General features: G+C 43.8%; 21 protein-coding genes and 1 pseudogene. 4 read left to right on the top strand and 18 right to left on the bottom strand.

The features are described from left to right. From ACGLYD_RS14220 to ACGLYD_RS14250, 7 genes are all read right to left on the bottom strand, one after another. On the bottom strand, positions 1-498 hold the full coding sequence (locus ACGLYD_RS14220; RefSeq protein WP_399628620.1) for a flagellar protein FlgN: 498 nt from the start codon (positions 496-498) through the stop codon (positions 1-3). Between the two features lie 30 nt (positions 499-528). Then, positions 529-792, bottom strand: coding sequence for a flagellar biosynthesis anti-sigma factor FlgM (gene flgM / locus ACGLYD_RS14225; RefSeq protein ID WP_399628623.1), 264 nt, complete (start codon positions 790-792; stop codon positions 529-531). 131 nt (positions 793-923) lie between these two features. Next, positions 924-1,340, bottom strand: coding sequence for a TIGR03826 family flagellar region protein (locus ACGLYD_RS14230; protein WP_399628625.1), 417 nt, complete (start codon positions 1,338-1,340; stop codon positions 924-926). A gap of 20 nt (positions 1,341-1,360) precedes the next feature. Further along, the gene (locus ACGLYD_RS14235) at positions 1,361-1,969 is read right to left on the bottom strand and encodes a ComF family protein (RefSeq protein WP_399628628.1); all 609 of its coding nucleotides are present in this window, start codon (positions 1,967-1,969) and stop codon (positions 1,361-1,363) included. Continuing rightward, the gene (locus tag ACGLYD_RS14240; protein WP_399628630.1) at positions 1,966-3,348 is read right to left on the bottom strand and encodes a DEAD/DEAH box helicase; all 1,383 of its coding nucleotides are present in this window, start codon (positions 3,346-3,348) and stop codon (positions 1,966-1,968) included. The genes ACGLYD_RS14235 and ACGLYD_RS14240 overlap by 4 nt, the downstream gene beginning before the upstream one ends. A 27-nt stretch (positions 3,349-3,375) precedes the next feature. Further along, positions 3,376-4,224, bottom strand: a complete 849-nt coding sequence (locus ACGLYD_RS14245) for a DegV family protein (protein ID WP_399628633.1) — start codon at positions 4,222-4,224, stop codon at positions 3,376-3,378. Positions 4,225-4,956: 732 nt separating this feature from the next. Further along, the gene (locus ACGLYD_RS14250) at positions 4,957-6,210 is read right to left on the bottom strand and encodes an EAL and HDOD domain-containing protein (RefSeq protein WP_399628636.1); all 1,254 of its coding nucleotides are present in this window, start codon (positions 6,208-6,210) and stop codon (positions 4,957-4,959) included. A gap of 241 nt (positions 6,211-6,451) precedes the next feature. Between ACGLYD_RS14250 and ACGLYD_RS14255 the strand changes: the two genes are divergently transcribed. Then, on the top strand, positions 6,452-7,228 hold the full coding sequence (locus tag ACGLYD_RS14255; RefSeq protein WP_342538892.1) for an enoyl-CoA hydratase-related protein: 777 nt from the start codon (positions 6,452-6,454) through the stop codon (positions 7,226-7,228). A gap of 100 nt (positions 7,229-7,328) precedes the next feature. Here the strand turns inward: ACGLYD_RS14255 and ACGLYD_RS14260 are convergent, their stop codons facing one another. The 8 genes from ACGLYD_RS14260 to ACGLYD_RS14295 all read right to left on the bottom strand — a co-directional run bounded on the left by ACGLYD_RS14260 (position 7,329) and on the right by ACGLYD_RS14295 (position 15,488). Further along, positions 7,329-7,631 carry a late competence development ComFB family protein gene (locus tag ACGLYD_RS14260; RefSeq protein WP_399628639.1) on the bottom strand — a complete coding sequence of 101 codons (303 nt, stop codon included), beginning with the start codon at positions 7,629-7,631 and terminating at the stop codon, positions 7,329-7,331. Positions 7,632-7,824: 193 nt separating this feature from the next. Next, on the bottom strand, positions 7,825-8,475 hold the full coding sequence (locus ACGLYD_RS14265; protein WP_399628642.1) for a TetR/AcrR family transcriptional regulator: 651 nt from the start codon (positions 8,473-8,475) through the stop codon (positions 7,825-7,827). 30 nt (positions 8,476-8,505) lie between these two features. Next, on the bottom strand, positions 8,506-9,534 hold the full coding sequence (locus ACGLYD_RS14270) for an ABC transporter permease (protein WP_399628646.1): 1,029 nt from the start codon (positions 9,532-9,534) through the stop codon (positions 8,506-8,508). After that, complete coding sequence (locus ACGLYD_RS14275; RefSeq protein WP_342538896.1) at positions 9,531-10,262, bottom strand: ABC transporter ATP-binding protein; 732 nt, start codon at positions 10,260-10,262, stop codon at positions 9,531-9,533. Before ACGLYD_RS14275 ends, ACGLYD_RS14270 begins: the two co-directional genes overlap by 4 nt. A 431-nt stretch (positions 10,263-10,693) precedes the next feature. Beyond that, positions 10,694-11,221, bottom strand: a complete 528-nt coding sequence (locus ACGLYD_RS14280) for a hypothetical protein (protein WP_399628649.1) — start codon at positions 11,219-11,221, stop codon at positions 10,694-10,696. Positions 11,222-11,232: 11 nt separating this feature from the next. Further along, a complete protein-coding gene (locus ACGLYD_RS14285; protein ID WP_399633246.1) occupies positions 11,233-11,715 on the bottom strand; it encodes a GNAT family N-acetyltransferase in 483 nt (160 codons plus the stop codon). Positions 11,716-11,794: 79 nt separating this feature from the next. Next, positions 11,795-13,771, bottom strand: a complete 1,977-nt coding sequence (locus ACGLYD_RS14290) for a S9 family peptidase (RefSeq protein ID WP_399628652.1) — start codon at positions 13,769-13,771, stop codon at positions 11,795-11,797. A gap of 601 nt (positions 13,772-14,372) precedes the next feature. Beyond that, positions 14,373-15,488, bottom strand: coding sequence for a citrate synthase/methylcitrate synthase (locus tag ACGLYD_RS14295; protein ID WP_399628654.1), 1,116 nt, complete (start codon positions 15,486-15,488; stop codon positions 14,373-14,375). Between the two features lie 106 nt (positions 15,489-15,594). Between ACGLYD_RS14295 and ACGLYD_RS14300 the strand changes: the two genes are divergently transcribed. Beyond that, the gene (locus ACGLYD_RS14300) at positions 15,595-16,476 is read left to right on the top strand and encodes a LysR family transcriptional regulator (protein WP_399628657.1); all 882 of its coding nucleotides are present in this window, start codon (positions 15,595-15,597) and stop codon (positions 16,474-16,476) included. 575 nt (positions 16,477-17,051) lie between these two features. Here ACGLYD_RS14300 and ACGLYD_RS14305 read toward each other — a convergent pair. After that, positions 17,052-18,143 (bottom strand): CotH kinase family protein, encoded by a 1,092-nt coding sequence (locus tag ACGLYD_RS14305; RefSeq protein ID WP_399628659.1) that lies wholly within the window; start codon positions 18,141-18,143, stop codon positions 17,052-17,054. A 973-nt stretch (positions 18,144-19,116) separates the two neighbouring features. Between ACGLYD_RS14305 and ACGLYD_RS14310 the strand changes: the two genes are divergently transcribed. Beyond that, positions 19,117-19,323 (top strand): hypothetical protein, encoded by a 207-nt coding sequence (locus tag ACGLYD_RS14310; RefSeq protein ID WP_067212067.1) that lies wholly within the window; start codon positions 19,117-19,119, stop codon positions 19,321-19,323. 225 nt (positions 19,324-19,548) lie between these two features. Beyond that, positions 19,549-19,683, top strand: a pseudogene (locus ACGLYD_RS14315) (hypothetical protein); the annotation flags it as partial. A gap of 45 nt (positions 19,684-19,728) precedes the next feature. Here the strand turns inward: ACGLYD_RS14315 and ACGLYD_RS14320 are convergent. Both ACGLYD_RS14320 and ACGLYD_RS14325 read right to left on the bottom strand, forming a co-directional pair. Further along, on the bottom strand, positions 19,729-20,172 hold the full coding sequence (locus tag ACGLYD_RS14320) for a hypothetical protein (RefSeq protein WP_399633342.1): 444 nt from the start codon (positions 20,170-20,172) through the stop codon (positions 19,729-19,731). Positions 20,173-20,955: 783 nt separating this feature from the next. Beyond that, entirely contained in the window at positions 20,956-22,509 is a 1,554-nt protein-coding gene (locus tag ACGLYD_RS14325; protein WP_354312247.1) for a fatty acid--CoA ligase family protein, read from the bottom strand. Positions 22,510-22,938: the final 429 nt, after the last annotated feature.

The following is a 22,938-nucleotide window of genomic DNA, read 5'->3' on the forward strand; positions in this document are numbered from 1 at the left end:
TCAGGCATTTGAATCAAAAGATGGTTGTTCTTTTGATATTTTTTGTCCGCTGATTTCGGTTTTTGAGTAGTTAACTGATTCCGAACGTGGTCGGACTATGTCCAGCGACAGATTCACGAACTGAAGGGACTGGTAGGTCAGCTTCTGGTTCAGATCATTTTGCCATTTCAAGTCGTGAATCGCATGCAGGAGACGGTCCCTCGCCTCCTCAAGGCTTTTGTTGTCCGCTTCCGGTACGACGTCGAGCAAGTCGGTGACGGTAGGATTGAGTGATGCTGATCGTCCTTGATCAGCCAAATACTGCGCCACATCCCGTTGTCTGATGCCATCCATTTGGATGATAGCTGCCAAATGGGATTGCTCGTCTTTCAACAATTGATCGAGTCCTTCCATGTCGCCGTTTTTGATAACTGCCGTCTTGTCGTACGCGATCCGGAGTAAGCTTCTATGAAGTTTTTCCAGGTTGTTAAGTGACGTCAGGATGGTTGTGATAGACATGTTTTCCTCCTACTTTCATCCAATCAGTTTTTACGGTTTGAAGTACTTAACCAAGTTGGAGGCGAGCTGTTCAGGATTGACTTCGTATGTTCCCGCTTGGACTTGCGCTTTTAGTTCTTGGACACGCTCATTGCGCCCCACTGTAAATGTGGACGTTTCCGAAAGTTTTTTTGCTTCGGATGAAATTTCGAGTTTATCGGTTTTCATTTTCGTTTTCTGCTCTGACTGTTCCGCTTTTAACTGGTTTGTTTTGTACGGGTTGACGGCAGGTACATTAAATTTTTGGATTTTCATTTATTCTCGCTCCTTTCGTTAGTAGCTTATGCACTACGTTATGCTCTATTCTTTATTTCGGCATAAGTTCGTAAACGTTTAGGGTCTTTCGAACGAAAAAACCGGTTAGTCCGAAAACTACCGGTTCATTTTTATTTTAGTTTACGATCTGCATGGTAAGTTGCTTTGTCATTTGCGTCGACCGCTTCTCTGAATTCCTTCGCCGCCTCAAACGTTCTAAGCTCATTTTTAATGTCAGCTGTACAACCAACACATAACTTCCCTGTGTTCGTCAGCTTGCCGCAATTGTCACATGGGTAACCAAGATTCGGAAATAATGCAGGCTGAAGTCGGCCTTTACGTACCCATTGGTGAAGTAAAGTTTCCGTTACGCCCGTTGCTTCAACTATCCGTTCAATTGTTGCCGCCCTGTTTTCACGTCGTCTTAAGAAACGATAAACTTCTTCATACATTTTTTCTTCGCTCACAGCGCACTTCGCGCAAACGTCCCGTAAACCCGTATAGTTAAAAAAATCGCCACATTTCGGGCAGTCTCGTAGTTCAGCCATATTGTTCATCTCCTATTAATTCATTGCTCAGCTCGAATTAGTGTAACCGCATCGACACGTGTGGCACCTGCCTCTTTTAAGACAGTAGCCGCATGACGGAGCGTAGTACCGGTTGTATAGATATCATCTACTAGTATGTACGTGCTTGGTTGAATTGCCGTTCCCTGTTTCAATTTGAATAAAGGCTCCATCGCAAGACGTTGAGCCTTCGATTTCTCGCCCATTGCTTCAGTTCCTGTTTTTTCAAGTAGATGCGTAAAAGGAATACGTGCAATTTTCAATAGTTCATCAACATGAGCAAATGTCCGCTGAATTCTTCTTTCTGGATGCATCGGGATTGGAACGATTGTTGCGTTTCCTTTTAAGAGGGCACGCAGTTCATTCGCGAAGACGCTTGCTAATGCAACGTCTTGAAGGAATTTGTATTGGTGCAGGTATTCTCGCATTGCTTCGTTATATGTGTAAAGTGAAGTGATTTGATCCAAAAATGGTTCTTCTTCTTTTATGTCGGCACGTTGGAACTTTTTTGAACAGTCTTGGCAAATTTCTGTTTGTTGTTCGAGTGCAAGTAGTGCTTTCCAGGACGGTTTTTCTGCAATCGGCGTTTCACAGAGCTGGCAACTGTTCATGTGCGGACACTTCCTTTATTCAACTGAATGATTTCGTTTTTCGCTTCGTCCATTGCATATGTGATGCCGTGATGAAAGAGGACGAAATCACCTGATGGACGTTGCGCGGAACGCCCGACACGGCCGCCAATTTGAATGAGTGCACCTTTGTTGAATATGAGCTGTTCTGCCCCGACGACGGCAACTTGAACATTCGGGATTGTGATGCCGCGTTCTAGAATTGTTGTTGTGAGAAGGCCAGGTACTTCTTTATCACGCAGTGCTTGGACGTGCTGTTTTCGGTCTGGGTGCGAGGCATGGACCGCGTGAATACGTGCGTCTAGCTGTTGGAATAATGGTTCCGCTTGTTCCATGAGTCCTATGTGATGGAAAAAGATGAGGAACGGTTCTTGCCGCTTAAGTCGATCAGCTGTCCAGTTGGCGAGTTTTTTGGGTAGTTTGCCTTTTTGGATCTGTTTCGTGTAATTCCATAATGTCTCACTCCGCGGAACGGGTAATGGGTGTCCGTGGTAGCGACGGTCGATCGTTGACACTTGTCCTGTTCGTTTGATGTCTGCTAGGAGTTTGTCTGATGGTGTGGCCGTGACGAAATGGACGGGTGCTCCAGGTTTCGCTGCTTTTTGAACCGCTCGTCTCAATGTTTCCTCAGCTGTGTAGGGGAAGGCATCTGCTTCATCGACAAAAATGGCATCGAAAGCGTGACGGAATCGGTATAACTGATGGGTCGTTGCGAGAATGAGTTGGGGTGAGGATTCTGTTGTTGATTTTGAACCTCCGTATAATGCTTCGATTGCAGTTTGCGGAAATGCTGCGCGCAGGCGTGGTTCGAGTTCAAGAATGACGTCTACGCGGGGTGCTGCGATGCAAACACGGTTACCTGCTAGCAGCAGTTTGTGGATTGGTTCGAATAAGATTTCTGTTTTTCCAGAACCGCAGACTGCGTGAATGAGATGCGGGATGCGTTTTGTATTACTTCGTGTTAGTTCGTCAGATGCTTGCTGTTGGCGCGTTGTCAGTGTACCTTGCCAAGCGATGATGTGGTCTGTCGGATAGGTCGGTGGTTCTGCGTTCCAGACGATGAGTTCAGTGCATGTTGACACACGCCCCATTTTTAGGCAATGCCGACAATAGGTGCAAGGTCCTTCGCATTTTGCACAGTCGAATGTTGTGAAGCGCGCTTGTGTGTCGTTTTCACATCGGTTGCAGAAGTACTGTGTTTGATTGGCAAATGCTTTGGTTGATTGGATGCCTTGAATGGTTTTGATAAACTCGGAAACGATGTGTGCGTCGATTGTTTCAGTTGGAAAAGGGGTGTGCGAGCGAAGCCAAATACGGCCAGCCAGGAAGTCCCTGACTGACGGATCGAATGTAATGGTCATTTGCAACACCTCCAAATGTGTTTCTTTTTATGGTGTTCTTCTTTTCACCCAACCAAGTCCCATTGATGCTTCCCCAAGATGTGTGCCGATGACGGGTCCAAAGTGGCTAATGGTGAATTTGACGTCTGGCAACTGTGCTGAAAGTGCCGCGTGCCATACTTCGGCATCTTCTGGTCGGTTGGCATGAATGATTGCCGCCTCGAGTGGCATTTCCGCTGCATCCTCCACCAACATGTCCACAATCCGTCTCATCGCTTTTTTACGTGTGCGGATTTTTTCATATGGAACGATTACTTTGTCCTGAAAGTGGAGGATTGGCTTCACTTGAAGAAGTCCGCCAATCAGCGCTTGTGCAGCGGAAAGTCTACCGCCCCGTTGCAGATGTGTGAGGTCGTCCACCATGAAATAAGCGCGCATGGTCTTTTTCATTTCATCTAGCTCAGCCATGATTACGTCTGGTGACGCTCCTTCTTTGGCAAGTTCTGCCGCACGGAGTACGTAAAATCCTTGTAAATAACATGAGATTTCGGAGTCGAATGTGACTACTTCGATGCCTTCCACCATCTTACCGGCTTGTTGAGCACCTGCATATGTGCCGCTAATACCACTCGATAGATGGATGGAAATGACCGCGTCATATGTGTCTTTTAACGACTCGAACAGTTCAATGAATTTGCCGATTGGCGGCTGTGAGGTCTTTGGGAGCGGTCCATCCCCGCGTACTTTATCGTAAAAATCGGTTGAACGAATATCAATTTCTTCATCATACATAATGCCGTTAAGCGCAACTGTTAGTGGAATCATATGAATATCCAATTCTTCCATTAAAGCTGCTGGTAAATATGCCGTGCTATCCGTAACAATTGCTGTTTTCAATGTTAAATCAGCTCCTACCCCTATTCTACGTGAATTGAAGTGAAATGGGAATGTGAAAGTGTATGTGGTGGGAATGAAGTGCGTATATATGTAATCCCATTGAATCCGCTTTGGCGCTCGGGGATGCCTCCCGCCCTAAGCCGAAGCCACTGAAAAAGTTCTTTTTTATAGTACGTACTAGTTGATTGTAGTGAAGAGCGGCGACTCCGGCGGGAACAGCGCGAGCTGAAGACCCCGCAGGAACGCAGTGACGAGGAGGCTGAAGCCGTGCCCGCGGAAAGCGTCCGCTCGGAACGGAAATCAACGATATTGAAGGAAATCGTACTTTTTCAGTGCCCGCCCTAAGCCAGATGAGGTATCCTTTAACCTATATGGAATAGCCTCTTGGCATTAACTGTATAATTTCTGCAAAGAACGCAGAAATTATACAAACCGAACTCTTCGTTGTTCGGTTGGCTACCCCTTGAAAGGCGCCTTCGCTTTGTTAATAAATGAATATACGTTTTCAATTTGGTCGATTCCTAGCCAAAGCAATCGCGACCAACAAAAAAAGTAACCGCCTTCTCCCTGCCAGGATTGTAGGTGGTTACTCTTTTAGATAAATATCTTTTACGGTGTGTGTTGCAGCATAGTCATACAATTTATCGTACTAAGTGCCCGCAACGTTAACTTTTTTAAAAAAACGTTGTGACAGCAGTAAAGTAAATCCCCCCCACCTTTCGTACACTTAAATCAGGGAGTTGTATTCGAATACTGCAAACGCTGTGTCCAACGGTGTGCTTCTAACGTACATTTGCTCAATTCCGCTTGTGTGATTCCCATTTCCGTGATCAGTTGCTCGATACGTAGCCAGTCAAAGCGCTCAACGGCTTCAGCAATTTGAAGATACGGCGTGATTTCTGTCCGTTCCCCTTTTACTGTAAGCGCTACTTCGTCAGACAATGGAATGAGTTGTAAGATTGCATCCCAGTCGCGCTTCATGATGACGTCAATTAGTGAAAACATGCCCGCAAAGAAATATTCTTCGGGATTTTTCTTGCCATCATGTTTCGCGAGGAGTTCACACATTTTTGCCCGTGTCAGCGAATAATCAGCAAGCGCTTGTGTGCGACCATTCCCTGACCCTTCCCCGAGTTCGCGCAAAGCAAGGACTTGTACCCATCTTTTCGTTTCACGCAATCCGATGAGAACGATGGCTTGTTTAATGGAACTAATCCGTTTCGGCACTCCGAATGCAAGGGTGTTAATCAGCCTTAGCAATTTATAGGACAGTGAAATATCGTGCATGATGAGCTCCGTGATTTCATCGATATTTGGTGGTTCAGTATGAAGACGCTCGATTATTTGAAAATGGAGACTGACATTCGATGGAATTTCGATTCCCGTGACAATTTCCGGTTTGGAGAAGAAATACCCTTGAAACAATTTGTAGCCAGATGCTTTCGCCACCTTGAATTGTTCTTCCGTTTCGATTTTTTCCGCAAGCATTATGATAGCAGGATACTGTTTAATGACCTTCTCGATTTCTAATCGCTCGGCTGGTGTCGTATTTAAGTAATCTACTTTTATGAAATCGACAATTTCGAACAATTCACTATGTATACTATATTGTTCCTGCAGGATAAAATCATCTAATGCTATTTTAAAGCCTGTCTCTTTCAACAACCGCATTTTAGTTAGGAGCGAGGGGGTAATCTCAACGTTTTCCAAAACTTCAATGACGACTTGTTCAGGGTCAAGGCTTGAAAAAATATCTTGAGCAAGTAATTCTCCTGTAAAATTGATGAATGACAATCTGTTCCCTGCCACTTTCTCGATTCCTATTGTCAGGAATGTATTAACGAGTAAGCCAATTGTCGCTTGTTCAGGGTTCACATTTGGAAAAAAGTTCTTATAACTATTTCTATAGAGCAATTCGTAGCCATAGATGTCGCCATGTTGGTCCAATATTGGCTGTCTGCCAACGAATGTATTTATATCGTTCATACTACGCACCCCATTTCTTGTAGTATAGCAAAAAACCGCTATTTTACCACTATAACGATAAAAAAACACGATATATGTTGAAATAAAGAACTCCATTAAATTCGCTCCGTCGCTAGGGGGGCAACGCTCATTTTATATAGATATTCATTTGCTCATCTTATATATCAATAAAAATAGCAACAGACCATGAATAATGGTATCTTCTAGTTATCAATAGGTTTTATTCAAGGAGGGGTTTTATATGGAAGCAATCCATTATGAACAAAAGGGGAATCTCGCTTTCGTGACGCTCAATCGTCCGGGAGCAATGAATGCATTTAACTACGATATGTTGGTTGAACTGGGGCAAATCACAGAGTCGATTCGCATTAATCCAGATATCCGCGCCATTATTTTTACGGGTTCTGGTGATCGTGCCTTCAGCGTTGGGGCTGATCTAAAAGAAAGAAAAACACTTACAGACCTGCAAGTGAAGCGGAATCTTTATAAAATTGGAGAAGTGTTCTCTTCGATTGAGAACTTGCCACAACCTACGATTGCAATGATGAACGGCTTTGCTTTCGGGGGTGGCATGGAACTTGCGCTGGCTTGCGATTTCCGGATTGCGGCTGACACTGCACTTATGGGATTGACGGAAACGGGACTTGCAATTATTCCAGGAGCGGGTGGAACGCAGCGTCTTCCGCGTTTAATTGGCGAAGCGAAAGCGCTTGAACTTATTTTGACAGCACGCAGAATGTCAGCGGCCGAAGCACATAGCTATGGTGTCCTCACGAAAATTACAACGCCGGAAAATCTTGTTCAGGAGACAGCTGACTTTGCAGATTCAATCCTTGCAAATGGCCCAATTGCCTTACAGCAGGCGAAATTTGCGATTAAACACGGCATGAACGTGGACTTGCAGACCGGACTTGCGATTGAACGGAAAGCGTATGAACTTACGATTCCAACTGAAGACCGCATTGAAGCATTAAATGCATTTTCCGAGAAGCGCAAGCCTGTTTTTAAGGGGAAATAAGGAAGCACTGAGTGTTTGTGCGATATGAAGCCTTTCTTATTTTTTGTATAACGATCAAAAGCCTGTCGTCCCCCTCAGAGGTACGACAGGCTTTTGGGTATTATACAGTTGTTTTAGAAGTAACAGGATTCATCACCGGGCAGCGTGGATTATTTGAAACAAAGGTGGCCGCTTTCGTAACGATCAATATAATATTCGTAGCACCTTGCCGATCCGCTACATGTGCCGCCCTGACGTATGGTCCATATTCCTCATTCGCAATATAGCGCGGAGGCAATTCATTAAGCGCGATTGCCATTATATCGTTAAAGCATCGCTCACATTGACACGTCAGTTGCAGTTGGTCTTTATATTGCAACAATACATCGCGAACGATTTCTTCCATGACATTGTAAAGTGCCATTTTCTCACGCTCCAGTGTTGATAGATATGTTTCACGAACGCATCCACCATTTCCCATTTATCATATCATTTCTGTAATGGATTATCCTCAGCTAAATGACCTAATGAATTCCTTATCTATTTACCTCTACTTAAGTCTGGCTATGCCTAAGTACATAGTTGACAATGGTGCAGTTAATTATGCACTCACCATGTCATTCCTCCGGCACCAATCCTTTCATCAAAAACTGAATAGTCAAGTCGACCTCCGCTTCGTCATCCCAATCGGCATTAGGTAATAGAGCATATCGAGTCACAAAATAGCCGATGATTGTCGAGCCCGTTAAGCGAAGGACGGTATCGATGGGCAGTTTGATAATTTGCCCTTTATCCTGGTAATGTTCAATAATTTGCCTAAGCCGCGTAAAGACTTTGCTGCCGACATGCTCTATGAATTGTTCTTTTAACTCTGGATGAAAAGGGATTTCCTGAATGAAGATTTTGATGATTTTAAGATTACTTTTTAGGAACTTTCTACGATTATCGATCATCGCTCTTACAAAGTCCTCAAATGTTTCATGGTCATGATTCAGTACTTTATTGATATCCTTTATAATTATCGGCGCCATCAATTTGATCATCATCGGTGTGACAATGGACATCAGTAACTCTTTTTTCGTTTTATAATGTCTGAAAATCGTTCCTTCGGCTACTCCAGCTTTTTGAGCAATTTCCTTTGTTGACGTGGCGGAATAGCCTTTTTCAGCGAATGATTCAATCGCTGCGGCTACTATTTTCTTTTGCCGCTCTGTTAAATCACCTTTTTGATTGAACATTTCCTCGATCATTTGATCCTCTTTTGTCATGCTGAACTCCCTTTTCGTCAATCATTTCTGTTAGATTTTACGGTATTTTCGCAGGGCCAGGATGTTTACTATGATAAACAGTAAAGAGAATCCTGCTAACGCTAAAATATCCATGTAAATAGCGCCCCATCCATATCCTCTGACCATTATATCGCGTAATGCATCCGCCGCGTAATACAAAGGCGTGAATGGGCCAACCCAGCTCAGCCACTTCGAGATGGTATCCAAATTAAATAATCCAGAAAAGAAGATTTGTGGGATAACGATGATTGGGATGAACTGTATCATTTGGAGTTCATTTTTGGCGAATGAAGATAGTAAAATACCGAGCGTGAGCGCTGTTAAAGCGAGCAGCAAGGTAATCAGTAATACATAGCCGAATGCGCCTTCCATCATCATTCCGAGTACATAAATCGCGTAAGCAGCAATAATGGTGGATTGAATCATCGTGAATATTCCGAAGCCAAACACATAACCCATTACGATTTCCCATTTTCGTAATGGACTTGCGAGTAACCGTTCAAGCGTGCCCGTTGTCCGTTCTCGTAAAAACGATACTCCTGCAATCAAAAAGACAAAGAAGAAGACGAAAAATCCGAGAAGAACGGGCCCGAAATAATCAAACGTCCCCATGTCGCTAGAACCGTGTAAGTAGTCGATTTCCAACTGCGGATTATTAGCGTTTTCCTGTCCAGTCGGCATTGCTTGGTGAAGCCATTTCATCGTGGCACCAGCAACACTCGGGTCGCTTCCCTCAAGAACGACGGTGGGCTCGTTGTTTTTAAGTGTTAGGTAGCCATCAATCGTTTGCTCGGCTAAATCAGCTTTTGCGCTTTTTTCATCGCTGTATGTGGTGACATCTGCTCCGTCTAAATCCATCTGTTCAATAACTGCATCAGGGACATCAACGAAGCCTATTTTCGGTGTGTAGTCTCCTCCGTTGAATACCAGGTGGAGCATCGTCAACACTAGAATTGGCGCAACAATAAGCAATCCCATTGTCCGTTTGTCACGTACTATTTGCCGTAAAATTCGTTGTGTCAATGCGAAAACTCTCATTCTTTTGCACCTCCGTAAAAAAGGAAAGCTTCCTCAATCGTTGTTGAATTCGTCATTTCTTTCAATTCATCAGGCGTTCCAACTGCAATTAGACTGCCACCGCGAATCAATCCAAGTCGATCGCATTTGTCAGCCTCATCCATTACGTGCGTCGTCACAATGATTGTCGTTCCATTTTGTTTTAATTTGTAAAAGGCTTCCCAAATGCTTTTTCGTAGAACGGGATCAATGCCAACAGTCGGCTCATCGAGGATTAAGATTTTTGGTTCATGAAGTAATGCGATTGCTAATGAAAGCCGGCGTTTCATGCCACCAGAGAAGTTGGAAACTAGTTTTTTCAGATCGCCTGAAAGTTGTACAAGCTCCATCACTTCTGTTATTCTACGCGTTTGTTTTTCACCTTTCAGGCCATATAAGGACGAGAAAAATTGCAAGTTTTCTTTTGCTGAAAGATCTTCATACAGCGCATCCGATTGCGCCATGTAACCAATGCTGGTAATTAATTTTAATGAAGGCATTTTCGTTTGAAATAAATAACTTTCCCCTGAAGTTGGTGTATCCAAGCCTGTTAGTTGTTTAACTAACGTCGTTTTCCCTGCGCCAGATGGACCGAGCAGACCAAAAATTTCCCCTTCGAGAATATCTAAGTTAATGTCCTCTAACACATGGTGTTTCTTATAGCTTTTTGATACGTGACGAATCGATACACACGTCTTTGGTTGTTCCATCCTTAACACCCCTTTCGCTATAGTGAGTGAGTACTCACTTTTATTGTATGCGAGGAATTTGAGTTTGTAAAGTGAGTAAGCAGACATTGTTTTGTTGAATGATTGTATGACTTGGTGGAACGATCATATCCTTCCTCGACCAATCATATAACTCGATAAACGATCATATCCCCTCCCCAACCAATCATATCGCTCGGTTAACGATCATATCCCCTCCCCAACCAATCATATAGCTCGATAAACAATCATAAGTCCCTCTCGTTACGCCCAAATCCCTAACTAAATCCTGACATACAAACAGCCATTCCGAGTTTCCGGAATGGCTGCCTGTATAAATTGAAGTATTGAATCCGGTGTATAGATTAAGCGAAGGCGCCTTAACAAGGGTAGCCTCAGCGGTTCAATGGAATTCTTTATTTCAACTTATCTAGTTATTCTTTTGAATCTGCTTCTATACGAATTTCGTAAAATGCCTTGACCAATCCGCTTTCCTTTTCAGAATCGATTTCTGCGAGTCTTCTCTTTCCAAACCGCCTATCGAATAAGCTAATCGCTCTGACAAACGGATGCTCATGAACAATCGCTTCTTCAAACGGCATATGAACGTAATCGAATAATAGTTCTTTCACATCCCATGCCGGGAAAACTTCGTCAGCAATCATTTTCGTTTCAGTATCCGTATACGCACGATGATAGGCTTTATAGTCTTCAGATTGTTCCAATTCCCGCCAATGGAGGTGCCAAGGAAACGGATTTAATTGTCGCTCGTCCCGTAAATCGTCACTGCGTCGATTCAGTTCCATCGCGTATGGAATATCCGATGCCCAGCCAATCTCTTTTCCATCTAATGTCACACGAAAACTGCTTGTCTGGTCATGACTTTTTCGATGAATGATTGCCTGATAATGTACCCGCCCTTTCAGTGACTCACACAGCAAACCCTCCGCCATCTGTTTCAACTTCGACCACCTCATGAAAGTCGGGATTCCCATTCTTCGCGGAGAATACCCATCCGAATCGAATCATAGTAAGTCCCGTTCCAATAACGCACTTTCCGCAACCGCGCTTCCATCGTCATGCCCAGTTTTTCGCCGACTTTAATCATACGCTCATTACCTGACCACGTCGTATAGCCGACACGAACCAGTGGCATTTCATTGAATAAATGATCAATCCACATCGTGAACGCTTTCGTTCCATAGCCGCCGCTCCAATACTGTGGTTCATAAATGACAATCCCCATCTCCAGCCAAAGGGACGGCTTATGTTCCCAGTAATAACTAACCATGCCGATCAATTCGCCATCCACTTCGATGCCCCAATAATCGTCCTGTGCAACGATTTTATCGCGCCTTTCCAGAAACGCTTCGTACGTCATTGTCTGATGTTCATAATAGGGTGCATCCCACTTTTTCCATTCAGGGTTTTCATCTTTGAAACTGAGTTCCCACATGCGGTGTAAATCTTGTTCTTGGATTGGACGTATTGTTACGCCCTCATTTGTATAACTCAATCATATTCCTCCGAATCAATTATAGATATTTCGCGAACCAGCCTGTTATCTCATCGAGCCTTGCAATGCGCAGGTTCGGTGTACCCGTGCGCGATAAGTTATGATTTGCGTCTGGGAAGCGGACAAATTCCGTTTCTTTCCCCATGCTTTTTAATGTGATGTATAGCTGCTCTGCTTGTTCAATCGGGCAACGGAAATCCTTTTCCGAGTGTAAAATTAACAGCGGAGTCTCAACGTGTTTCGCATATTTCAGCGGTGAATGTTCCCACAGCTTGTCAACGTCGGTCATGTCAGCACCGATTTGCCAATCGCTGAAGTAGTAACCAATATCGGATACGCCAAAGAAACTGATCCAGTTAGAAATCGAACGTTGCGTGACAGCTGCTTTGAAACGATCAGAATGGCCAACGATCCAGTTCGTCATGAAACCGCCATAGCTCCCACCTGTTACACCAAGTCGGTTCGTGTCGATCCAGCTATTTTCTTTACAAACATAGTCAAGGCCAGCCATAATATCTTCATAATCTCCGCCACCGTAATCTCCTCGTACTGCATCTACGAATTCCTGGCTATAGCCATGGCTTCCGCGTGGATTAACGTAGAGGACCCCGTATCCTTGCGCCGCCAATAGCTGTAACTCATGGAAAAACGTATTCGCATACATTGCGTGCGGACCGCCGTGAATTTCGACGATTAGCGGATAATTAGTCCCTTCAACGTAGCCCGCCGGTTTCATTAGCCAACCATGCACGTCCCAATTGGTTGCGCCTTTATAGACGATTGCTTCCGGTTCAACAAGTTCAACTTCCTCCAAATACGTTGTGTTGAATGAAGTGATGGCTTGTCGTTCCCCGGTTGCGATTGTCTGTTTATATAGCTCTCCCGGATTAATGGCATTGCTGACTGCAACGAGAGCAAACTCGCCGTCGGCTGAAATATCATAACCGTATACATGCTCATTTTCAGGTGTTGCGGGATATAACTCGCCTTCGAGTGACGCAAAGTACAGACGGATATCGCCCATTGTCGACAGTTGGAAATAGAGATAGTTATCCTTTGTCCAAACTGCTGACGGTGCCCCCGCCCCTTGCTGATGATCCGCAACTGCTGCATCCCCAACCGGTGCGTCGATGCTTTCCGTCAAATTCATGCGCATACCGTCTTCCGTGTCATAGACGTACAAAGTGCTGTGCGTCGCATTTTCGAATGTCCGGTCTGAACCAACGTATGCGATGTAACGGTCATCAAATGAAAATTGGGCGCCACCGAAATAGCCCTCTTCATCGACAAGAACCGTTTCTTCTTTCGTTTCAACGTCGACAATTACTAGCGGTTGACGGAACTCGAAATCCAAATTATCCTTTCGGTTGACGCCGATAATTAATTTCTTTCCATCATGCGATATGGCTTGCAATCCATGTTGGAAATTCCCCTCAGTGAACTGCGTTACCTCTCCCGTTTCGATGTCAACAAGGCCGATTTGTTTGTACGTATCTTGTGGCAACAAGCCCGCCCCGTCCATCTGGTATTTCATTTTCGTGGCACGGTACGGCTGCGGCTTTTTCTTTTCGTCCTTTTCTTCTTTATCTGTAAACGTCTTGCCTTCTTTCACGACTGCGTCCACCCAAATTTTCTTGCCGCACGGCGACCAAAGGAAACCCGAAACGCCTTTTTCAAATGTGGTTACTTTCTGTGCTTCCCCACCTCTTGCCTGTAGGATGAACAACTGGTTCTTCTCTTCCCGGTCCGATAAAAAGGCGATTTTTTTCCCATCTGAAGACCATTCAGGTGATGAAATTGCCCCTTTGCCATGCGTCCACTGCGTCACTTCGTTCGATTCCAGATCTACGTGAAATAAATTCGCTATATATTTATTGTCTTCCTCATCAATATGCGTTTTCACAAACACTGCTTCCTTGCCATTCGGCGCTAATTGCGGATCCGTCACAGACTGTAATTTAAATAGGTCAGCTACTTCCAGTTTACGTTTTTCCATTGCTAATTCCCCCTTATTTCTTCTCTATCTACTTATTTCGACATTCGTAACAGTTTCCCTTTTTTCATGGGGATAAAAAAATGATCTCCTTGTGTGGCGAAGGAGATCTGGTGTCGAGCTATGGGGCTGGTCGTGAGACTGTGATGGCAAGCTAACGAACTGTAAGGGCAACACGGAACCGTCATGGCAAGTCGACTAACTGTGAGGACAAATCGTCTAACTGTCACGGCTAACTTCGAAACTGTGAGGGCAACACGGAACTGTCATGACAAGTCGACTAACTGTAAGGGCAAGTCATCAAACTGTCACGGCTAACTTCAAAACTGTGAGGGCATCCGGAACTGTCATGGCAAGTCGACTAACTGTAAGGACAAATCGTCTAACTGTCACGGCTAACTTCAAAACTGTGAGGACAACGCGGAACTGTCATGGCAAGTCGACTAACTGAGAGGGCAAATCGTCAAACTGTCACAGCTAACTTCGAAACTGTAAGGACAACGCGGAACTGTCATGGCAAACCGACTAACTGTGAGGTCAAGTCGTCAAACTGTCACGGCTAACTTCAAAACTGTGAGGGCAACACCAAAATGTCACGACACAATTATCTCTCCACATGAAACCTCTCATCCAAAACTACCATTTCGCCTACAAACACCGATTGTGGTCGGAAGATGGTGTTGTCACTTAACTGTTCAATGGCATGAGCTGTCCAGCCGACAATTCTCGCTGCACTAAACGTTGGTGTGAACAGTTCCGGCGGCATTTCGATTGAACGCATGATAGCTGCGGCATAATATTCGACGTTCGTATACAATTTCCGGCCCGGCTTATACTCTTCCAGCAAAGATATGATTTCTTTTTCAGCTGCTGTCGCCAAGTCCAACCAGTCATCTTCCCCCGACATACTGATGCATTTATCTCTCAAAAGAACTGACCGAGGATCTTCCGTTTTATAAATTCGGTGGCCGAACCCCATGATGCGTTCCCCGCGTTTCATTTTAGCCTCAATGACTGGACGGATATTTCCAAGCGTTTCCATCTCCTCCAACAAATCGATGACACCCGATGGCGCGCCTCCATGTAACGGACCTTTCATCGTTCCGATTGCCGACGTGATTGCAGATGTCAAATCGGATTCAGTCGAAATGGTGACTCGTGCTGCAAAAGTCGACGCGTTCAATCCGTGTTCCATCGTTAATTTCAAATACGTTTCGAGCGCCTCGACTTGTACGTCATTTGGGATAACGCCTGTTAGCATCCACAAATAATTCGCTGTGTGCAATAAAGTCGGATCCGCTTCAACGATTGATTGTCCTTGTTGATTTCGATAATGGCGCGCAATAATCACTGGAAGTGCCGCTGTCAAAACAAGCGCCTGATCCTCGATTATTTCATCCTTAAACGCAGGGTGTCCATAAGCGGAAACCGCCGTCCGTATCGCATCCATCAGTGGCATATCAGCAGGAAGTGCATCAATAATCTTCACAACATGTAGAGGAAGTTCTCTTCCCGCAATCAGTTTTTCATTCAATATACAAAGTTCACTTTCTCCCGGCAATACGCCAGTCCACATAAAATAAGCCACTTCTTCAAATGAATGCGTCACTATGAGGTCGCCTATAGAAACACCCCTATATCGCAATTCCCCTTTTTCTCCATCGACCGACGCGATTTTCGTGTGTACCGCAATAACATCTTTCAACCCTTTTTGAAACATGATTATTCCTCCTTCTTTTCTTTAGTATAAGGCGAAGGTATAATTATGGAAATTGAATGTTTTTCATCAAATCAATTAGTATTATTAATCAAAAGGAGGTCACTTAATGGATTATCAATGGCTCAAAACATTTATTGTCGCCGCTGAGACCTTAAATTTCCGTAAAGCTTCCGAGAAATTGATGCTATCCCAACCAAGCGTAACCGTGCATATTCGTCTTTTAGAGGAACAACTTGGTAGCAAACTTTTTGATAGACTAAACAACCGCGTCACTTTGTCCGATGCCGGGAAGTTTTTTTATATTGAAGCTGTTCGACTTACTAAAGACGCGGACGCGAGTGTGAGTCGGATGCATGCGTTTTCGCAAGGCTATCGCCGCAATTGGACCATCGCAATTTCACCGTTAATGGCCGAAACGATCTTACCTTATTTATTACGGACATTCATGGAGCATCATCCCGAAGTCGAACTATCTATTCGCATCGAAGAATCGGAAATGATTGAGCAACTTGTCGACAATGGTGATGTGCATCTTGGTATTTCAGCACTCGATGCTACGTTCAAAAACATTGAATCAATCCTGATTTACAAAGATCCTATTTTATTCATCATACCAACGGATCCATACGATGAGGAAAGCGGCCCACCTATTGACGTTTCTGAAGAACTACAGAAAAACTACTTATTTACGCATCATCACCCCGTCTATTGGGATGACTTACTTTTCACTCTCAATAAACGCATTCCTGGCATACGGACGATGAAAGTCACACAGGCGCACATTGCAAAACGGTTCATCCAGGAAGGATTAGGCATCTCATTCCTTCCTCATTCCATCGTCCGGCGTGAACTGATTGAAGGTAGACTTATGCAGCCACATTTTGACCTATTCGAATTACCGACCGTTTCGACATATATACTGGTGAAAAAGAAAGGAGAGCTTGAAGAGGAATTTATCAATCAGATTTCTAATTATTATTTTAGATAATGAATAATTAACCCCTCTCCGCGTTGGAAAGGGGTTAATTATATAGCCGGTCATTTGGCGTTATGTCCTCTGTGAAGATTTAATAGAGGTTTTTTAATCTTCCTAAAAATTTTCACGTGTACTTGCAAAATTGATGAGTAACAATTCACCCCATTTCCTCCCCGCAGTATGCCAATTCATAACTTACTTTATTGTATCGTATATCTAACGAATCGTTATCACCGCCTTGGGATCATTTATCACCGCCATCGGGCCTGTTATCACCGCCATGGCTTCGATTATCACCGGCATCAACCCCGTTATCACCGCTACCCATTATTCGCATACAAAAACAGCGACAGCTTTTCATATGAAAAGACACCGCTGTTTTTATGTTGCTATCAAATTTACTCCACTGATTCCAATACTTCTCTGATTCCCTGCGCACCATAATAATTTCCTCTTCACCACCACAGTTGAATCGACGAATCTTGCTTGCTCTTCAATGATGCCTCTTCCCCCAAAACGTTTCACGACTTGTTCAGCATTGCCATCTAAGAGCTTCCCATTATTTAATGGGTTTTTCGTATTGCCGCCTAATCCAATGTGTCCAATTGGCTCCTTATATAGTTTCCCCTAGCCTCAATATAGGTCAATATGAAATCCGGTTCTTGATCAAATTCGGCCATATTGTCTTTTTCATAAGGATCCTTTAGAACATATGGCCTTATTAAATTATGCATTGCTTGTATTTTAGGTTTCATATACTCCACATTAAACTTACTGTTTAAAATCTCTTCTAATAGGTTCTTGTATTGCATCCGAAAAGTTTTCACATCAAGAATCCTTGCGGTTAATGTATTAAATCCTTCGATTCTCAAATAGTCTTCTCGCATACTTTCACCATTGACATCTCTTCCCCATGTCGCATCGTAATCCCATGGGATAACTTCAAACAAACCCGTCTCCCCATTACGATAAAGTGCATAGTTATGAACAAATCCATCGAAGTTTTGGGTAAAAATAACCCCGGCGAGCCAGCGTAGATACTTATCTACGTTCACATACTTTACGATTTCATGCTCAAATTCTTCTCTTGGAACGGTGTTGATGTTAACTATCATTTCTTGTAACTGATTATCACCTTGCTCGGTGACACACTTTTTTTCATAGCCTAACGTGAGTGATTTCTTTACTTCTTTATCAAGATTACTCATTAATGAAAAGTTTGCATCCCCATCGACCGCATAATAGATCGGTCCTTCTGGTAGTTGCCGATTCGCCAGAAAAAATTCATCCACTGATTCTATTTCTAAATATATCCCCTCATTTTTCCCGTTCAGTTTCACAAAAACGAAACGAGATTTAGGTGATAAGCAGCCAATCTCATTAAAAAAATCAAAAGACAATTTATTTCTCAACAATGATGGATCTTTAAATTCCGCATTCAAATGAAATTCTTTTGCCTTTCTATATATGCTCGGTTTGTAAAATGAGAGCTGATATGATTTCTTTCGTAACTCCCGAATATGGGAACCACGATATACAATATCAATCTCATATTTCTTTTTATTAATCGTCAACTTTGCGGAAACTGGATCATCCATCCAAACATCTTTCCGAAGCTCGCTTACAAAGTTAGGGTGAATAAAAAGCTGATACTCAGGTACTTCCATTTCAATATCCACGTGAATTCTATCCCTTCACTTTTATACTATACGTATGTATTCAAATGCTCGATGTTACTCTAACCATATATGTTGAATTAAAAAAATCCCATTGAATCTGCTGTGGTTCTCGATAATGAAAGAGTTGTAATTCGGGATGTGGATTGTAGTACACTTGGCGCTTTGGGGATGCCTCTCACCGCAAGCCTGGATTAGCGCTTCGCATCCAGTCTTACGGCTTCGGCGACCCCTTTGCCGCGCCTGCGCTAGGGTGTTCATTATCGAGAGAACTGTGATTTTGAGATGTATATGGCGAGATAATAATGTGATTACTTTTTGATGCTAATTATAGTCAAGAAAGACACACTCCAGGTTGCAGATCTCATCCCCGATAACGAAATGCGCTTTCTCAAATAGACCATCTAGCGAAGGCGCGACTTCGTGGTAGCCGGAGCGATAAGACTGAAAGCGGTCTTCTTTCTGGCTTATCGCGGGAGGCGTCCACAAAGCGTCGAAGCGATATTCGTAGGAGTTCTAATTTATTCCTCATGCATCGGGACATTCGTTGATCACATTCGATCGATTTATAGCACTCCAGGTTGCAGATTTCATCCCCGATAACGAAATGCACTTTCTCAAATAGACCATCCAGCGAAGGCGCGACTTCGTGTTAGCCGAAGCGATAAGACTAAGGAGGGATGCAGTTCAATCCCTCCCAAGGGGTCTTCTTTCCGGCTTATCGCGGGAGGCATCCACAAAGCGCCGAAGCGATATTCGTAGGATTTCTATTTCATTCCAAGTATTGGGACTTTTTCAGTGGCTTCCCAAAAGCCCTTGTAAAGCACATAAGCCGTATTCATTTGTTCAACATAATAGTAATTATTTTTCAAGTGCAAGCATTTGTCTCTAACCCTCTTGGTACAACCGCGTACTTTAAGGAGAGAGGAAGGATTGCGTGGTACTTTCTCCCAATAAGCGAAAAAGGAGGGCGGACATGTCGCTATTTTTTGATAATGAAATACAAAAAGTAAAGAAAAGAACTGATCGCTTAGGGTTAGATAACTTAATGTCTCAGGATCCTCGTGATAAACAGAACAATGCTAACAGATATAGAAACACTTCTCAAAATCAAACAATTTCTAACAAGGATCAACATGATTCCGGCAAGCGACCAAATAGAAGGAGAAATAACAAGTACTAAATATAGTGCAGGGCATGGTTCCAGTGAAACTATGAATTTTTCCACTTATCTGGTTTGACTTATGAAGCTCATCTAAGTTTAAAAGGTTTTCTTTCTTATCTTTTAAGAATTGACTCACTTCCCGCCCACTTCTAATTATTTCTCGAAGTGTGTGCGTTTGTCTCGGACACTTAGTGTACGTAAACGTACATTAAGTGGAGAGTAAGGATTTGAGGCAATCCGTAAATGGAATATGAGCAAGTCTTCATTCTTTATCTACAAAAAAAAAGGAGGTTTAACGTGTCTCAATTTTTAAGTAACGATGACATTCAAAAAGCGATTAATAAGGTGGTAAGCTTGGGGTTAGACAACTTTATGTTCCAAGAGCCGTCAAGTAACAAACATTGCACAAGCAGTAAACGTTGTTCAAGCAGCAGACATTGCACAAGCAGTAAACGCCGCACAAGCAGCAGACATTGCACAAGTAGTAAACGCCGCACAAGCAGCAGACATTGCACAAGCAGTAAGCGCCGCACAAGTAGCAGACATTGCACAAGCAGTAAGCGCCGTTCTTGTTGGAAAAAACATAATACTTGCGACAAGAAACGTACAGTCTTTGGTCCAATACTTCCAAGCAACAAGCGACGCTCTTGCGACAAGAAACGTTCTAGCTCGAAGAAACACAATACTTGCGACAAGAAACGTACTTGCGTAAAACGACGCACTTGCTGTAAAAAACAGCAGACTTGCGAAAAACGACGCACTTGCTGTAAAAAACGGCAAACTTGCGAAAAGCAACGTCCTTGCTGCAAAAAACAGCAGACTTGCGAAAAGCGACGTCCTTGTTGTAAAAAACAGCAGACTTGCCAAAAGCGGCGTCCTTGCTGTGGTGGCTACTAATTAATCACCTTAGCACTTGCATTCATAGCAATTCTTGCAACTAAATGAAGTGTAACGAAAACCCCTTTCTATTGAGAGGGATTTTCGTTATCGTCTACATTCCAACGTTATTTATTTTTACACTATAAACGTTTGTCCCTGTCATTTGTGGGACAGCCACATAATTTAAGGTGAGGGAAAGATTAGTTACTGTATATGTGAATATCTATATAAACTGAGCGAAGTTACCTTACAAGGGGGAGGGGTAGCCGTAGCGAATTCAATGTAGTTCTTTATTTCAATATATATAACAGTGATATGATTCTTATTAAAGAATAGTTATCCACTTTCTTTCTCTTAATCAAGATGAAAGGAGGTAAGGGTATGTCTTCTTTTCCAATGAATAATAACCAAAATGCCGGTAAACACGGGAACGGTTGCGGATGTGGTTGTGGTTCGCACAAACCACAGCACAATCATTCGCAATGCTGTTCAGAAAACAGACCGCAAAATACGTGTACAATCACATTCAGACATACCGGAGTAAGTCGTGTTTGGAGACCTGATACTGGTTGTGACCAGTGTAGGAATTCTAATCATCAACATTGCCACCGCAAGCACCGTTCTTGCGGGTGTAACTTCGGATTTTAAAAGGATTATGGGCTACCCCGTAAGTCGCAATTGAGCGGCTTGCTGGGACTAGCCCTTTTTTATTTCACACCTTACTCACCACTAAAAGACCTCCCCGTCAACAACCCGGAAAGGTCTATCTAGTTAGATTTTCACTTGGTCTTTCAATGACCGTCTCAATATTTTACCAGTCGTGTTTTTCGGCAATTCATCTAAAAACTCGATTTGTTTTGGTACCTTATATTTCGCCAAACGAGCCGCACAGTATGCGATCAATGCTTCTTTGTCCTCTTTGACACCCTCTTTTAGGACAACAAATGCATGGACCTCTTCACCAAAATCGGGATCAGGTAAGCCAATGACCGCCGCTTCAATGATGTCACGGTGAGCGAATAGTACTTCTTCAACTTCACGTGGATAAACGTTATAGCCTCCGACGATAACAAGATCCTTTTTACGGTCAACGATGTAGAAATAGCCATTTTCGTCGCGTTTCGCCATGTCCCCCGTGTACAACCAGCCATTGCGGATAGCGGACTCCGTTTCTTCAGGCATTTTGTAATAGCCTTTCATGACGTTTGGTCCGCGTACGATTAATTCGCCGACTTCCCCATCTGGTACTTCATTGCCCAATTCATCAACGACTTTGTTTTCGACATTGATGATATTCGTCCCGATTGAACCTGGAATACGCTCGCGGTCAGTCGGATTAAAGCATGTAACAGGTGATGCTTCAGACAAGCCGTATCCTTCGGAAACCCTTACATTGAATTTCTCTTCGAAATTATGCAGCAATGCGACCGGTAATGATGATCCCCCAGAAATTGTAGTTCGAACAGATTTGAAATCGCTCGGATCAGCGTCTGGGAACTGGTATAAGAAATTGTACATTGTTGGCACAGCCGCGAAAATAGTCGCCTGCTGTTCTTTCACGACTTTAAATACCTCTGCCGGACTGAAGCGCGGCAGCAGTAAAATCGTTGCCCCTTTCACTAGTGGCGCATTGACAACGACTGTAAGCGCGAAGACATGGAATACCGGCAGCGTCGCTACAACGCGGTCATCTTCCGTGAAATCCAAGTAATCCGCCACATCACGCGCGTTTGAATACAGGTTACCATGTGTCAGCATCGCGCCTTTTGGTTGCCCCGTCGTACCCGATGTATACAGAATGATAGCGGTTTCATTTTCATCAACAACAACGGGTTCCTGATTAGGTCTTCCTGTAGCAATTAGTTGTGTGAATGAACGGACTTTCGACTTCACTGCAGCCGGAAGTGCAGCGATTTTCTCTGGTGTTTCCGGAACCGTTTCGCAAATTACATAATGCTCAACAGTTGGGAATGCGCCCGCAGCCTGTTCAACAAGTGGCAGCAGAAGGTCAAGCGCGATAACTGCTTTCGCATCACTGTTATGTATGATATACGAAATTTCGTCTGGCGTGTAAATTGGATTGACCGGAATTGCTGTTGCACCAATTCGCATTGTCGCGTAAAGCGATATAAGGAAATGAGGTGTATTACCTAGCAGAAATGCGACGTGATCCCCTTTGCCAACGCCAAGGTCTTGCAGTGCAGATGCGAACATGGATACCGATTGATCGAATTCTGCATATGATGTATCTTTCCCCATAAAGTGATAAGCCGCTTTTTCAGGCTGTGTCATCGCAGTTTCGTGTACTCGCGTAACTAGATTCATAAGTTCATCCCCTTTTGATTAAATGAATGATCATTCATTCCCACTATAATCATTATATAAGAAAAGTTCTGATAAATCAAGACACGAAAAGCGGAGGCGGCCGTTTAGGGGAACGCAGCCTAAGTTCGCCACTTCCTGTGGCAATGGCTGCATGACCTGCATCCTGCAGGCCCGCGACAGGCACAAGACAGTTTGCGAGGAGGCGTACCTCAGCCCCCACAGCAAAATGACTTGTGTCCCGAGCATCTGGCCGCTGGAGCTAGACATGAAAAGCGGAAGGCGCCGCTCAGATGCGACAGGCATAAGGCGGACCCGCTATACGGCGTTTTTTGCCGAATAGCTGGGCTGACTCTTAGGGAGCGCAACCTAAGTTCGCCGCTTCCTGCGGCAATGGTTGCATAACTCACATCCTGTGAGCCTCCGGACCCC

This window comes from Sporosarcina sp. SG10008 (genome assembly GCF_044569405.1).
In the GTDB taxonomy this organism is placed as follows: Bacteria; Bacillota; Bacilli; order Bacillales_A; family Planococcaceae; genus Sporosarcina; species Sporosarcina psychrophila.

Coding starts and splice junctions, on each gene's coding strand:
- ACGLYD_RS14260 (WP_399628639.1), bottom strand. CDS start 7,631: ATGGCACTTTACAATGTCATGGAAGAAATCGTTCGCGATGTATTGTTG.
- ACGLYD_RS14240 (WP_399628630.1), bottom strand. CDS start 3,348: ATGACCATTACATTCGATCCGTCAGTCAGGGACTTCCTGGCTGGCCGT.
- ACGLYD_RS14290 (WP_399628652.1), bottom strand. CDS start 13,771: ATGGAAAAACGTAAACTGGAAGTAGCTGACCTATTTAAATTACAGTCT.
- ACGLYD_RS14285 (WP_399633246.1), bottom strand. CDS start 11,715: ATGTGGGAACTCAGTTTCAAAGATGAAAACCCTGAATGGAAAAAGTGG.
- ACGLYD_RS14325 (WP_354312247.1), bottom strand. CDS start 22,509: ATGAATCTAGTTACGCGAGTACACGAAACTGCGATGACACAGCCTGAA.
- ACGLYD_RS14295 (WP_399628654.1), bottom strand. CDS start 15,488: ATGTTTCAAAAAGGGTTGAAAGATGTTATTGCGGTACACACGAAAATC.
- ACGLYD_RS14275 (WP_342538896.1), bottom strand. CDS start 10,262: ATGGAACAACCAAAGACGTGTGTATCGATTCGTCACGTATCAAAAAGC.
- flgM (WP_399628623.1), bottom strand. CDS start 792: ATGAAAATCCAAAAATTTAATGTACCTGCCGTCAACCCGTACAAAACA.
- ACGLYD_RS14310 (WP_067212067.1), top strand. CDS start 19,117: ATGTCGCTATTTTTTGATAATGAAATACAAAAAGTAAAGAAAAGAACT.
- ACGLYD_RS14235 (WP_399628628.1), bottom strand. CDS start 1,969: ATGAACAGTTGCCAGCTCTGTGAAACGCCGATTGCAGAAAAACCGTCC.
- ACGLYD_RS14220 (WP_399628620.1), bottom strand. CDS start 498: ATGTCTATCACAACCATCCTGACGTCACTTAACAACCTGGAAAAACTT.
- ACGLYD_RS14230 (WP_399628625.1), bottom strand. CDS start 1,340: ATGGCTGAACTACGAGACTGCCCGAAATGTGGCGATTTTTTTAACTAT.
- ACGLYD_RS14265 (WP_399628642.1), bottom strand. CDS start 8,475: ATGACAAAAGAGGATCAAATGATCGAGGAAATGTTCAATCAAAAAGGT.
- ACGLYD_RS14300 (WP_399628657.1), top strand. CDS start 15,595: ATGGATTATCAATGGCTCAAAACATTTATTGTCGCCGCTGAGACCTTA.
- ACGLYD_RS14255 (WP_342538892.1), top strand. CDS start 6,452: ATGGAAGCAATCCATTATGAACAAAAGGGGAATCTCGCTTTCGTGACG.
- ACGLYD_RS14270 (WP_399628646.1), bottom strand. CDS start 9,534: ATGAGAGTTTTCGCATTGACACAACGAATTTTACGGCAAATAGTACGT.
- ACGLYD_RS14250 (WP_399628636.1), bottom strand. CDS start 6,210: ATGAACGATATAAATACATTCGTTGGCAGACAGCCAATATTGGACCAA.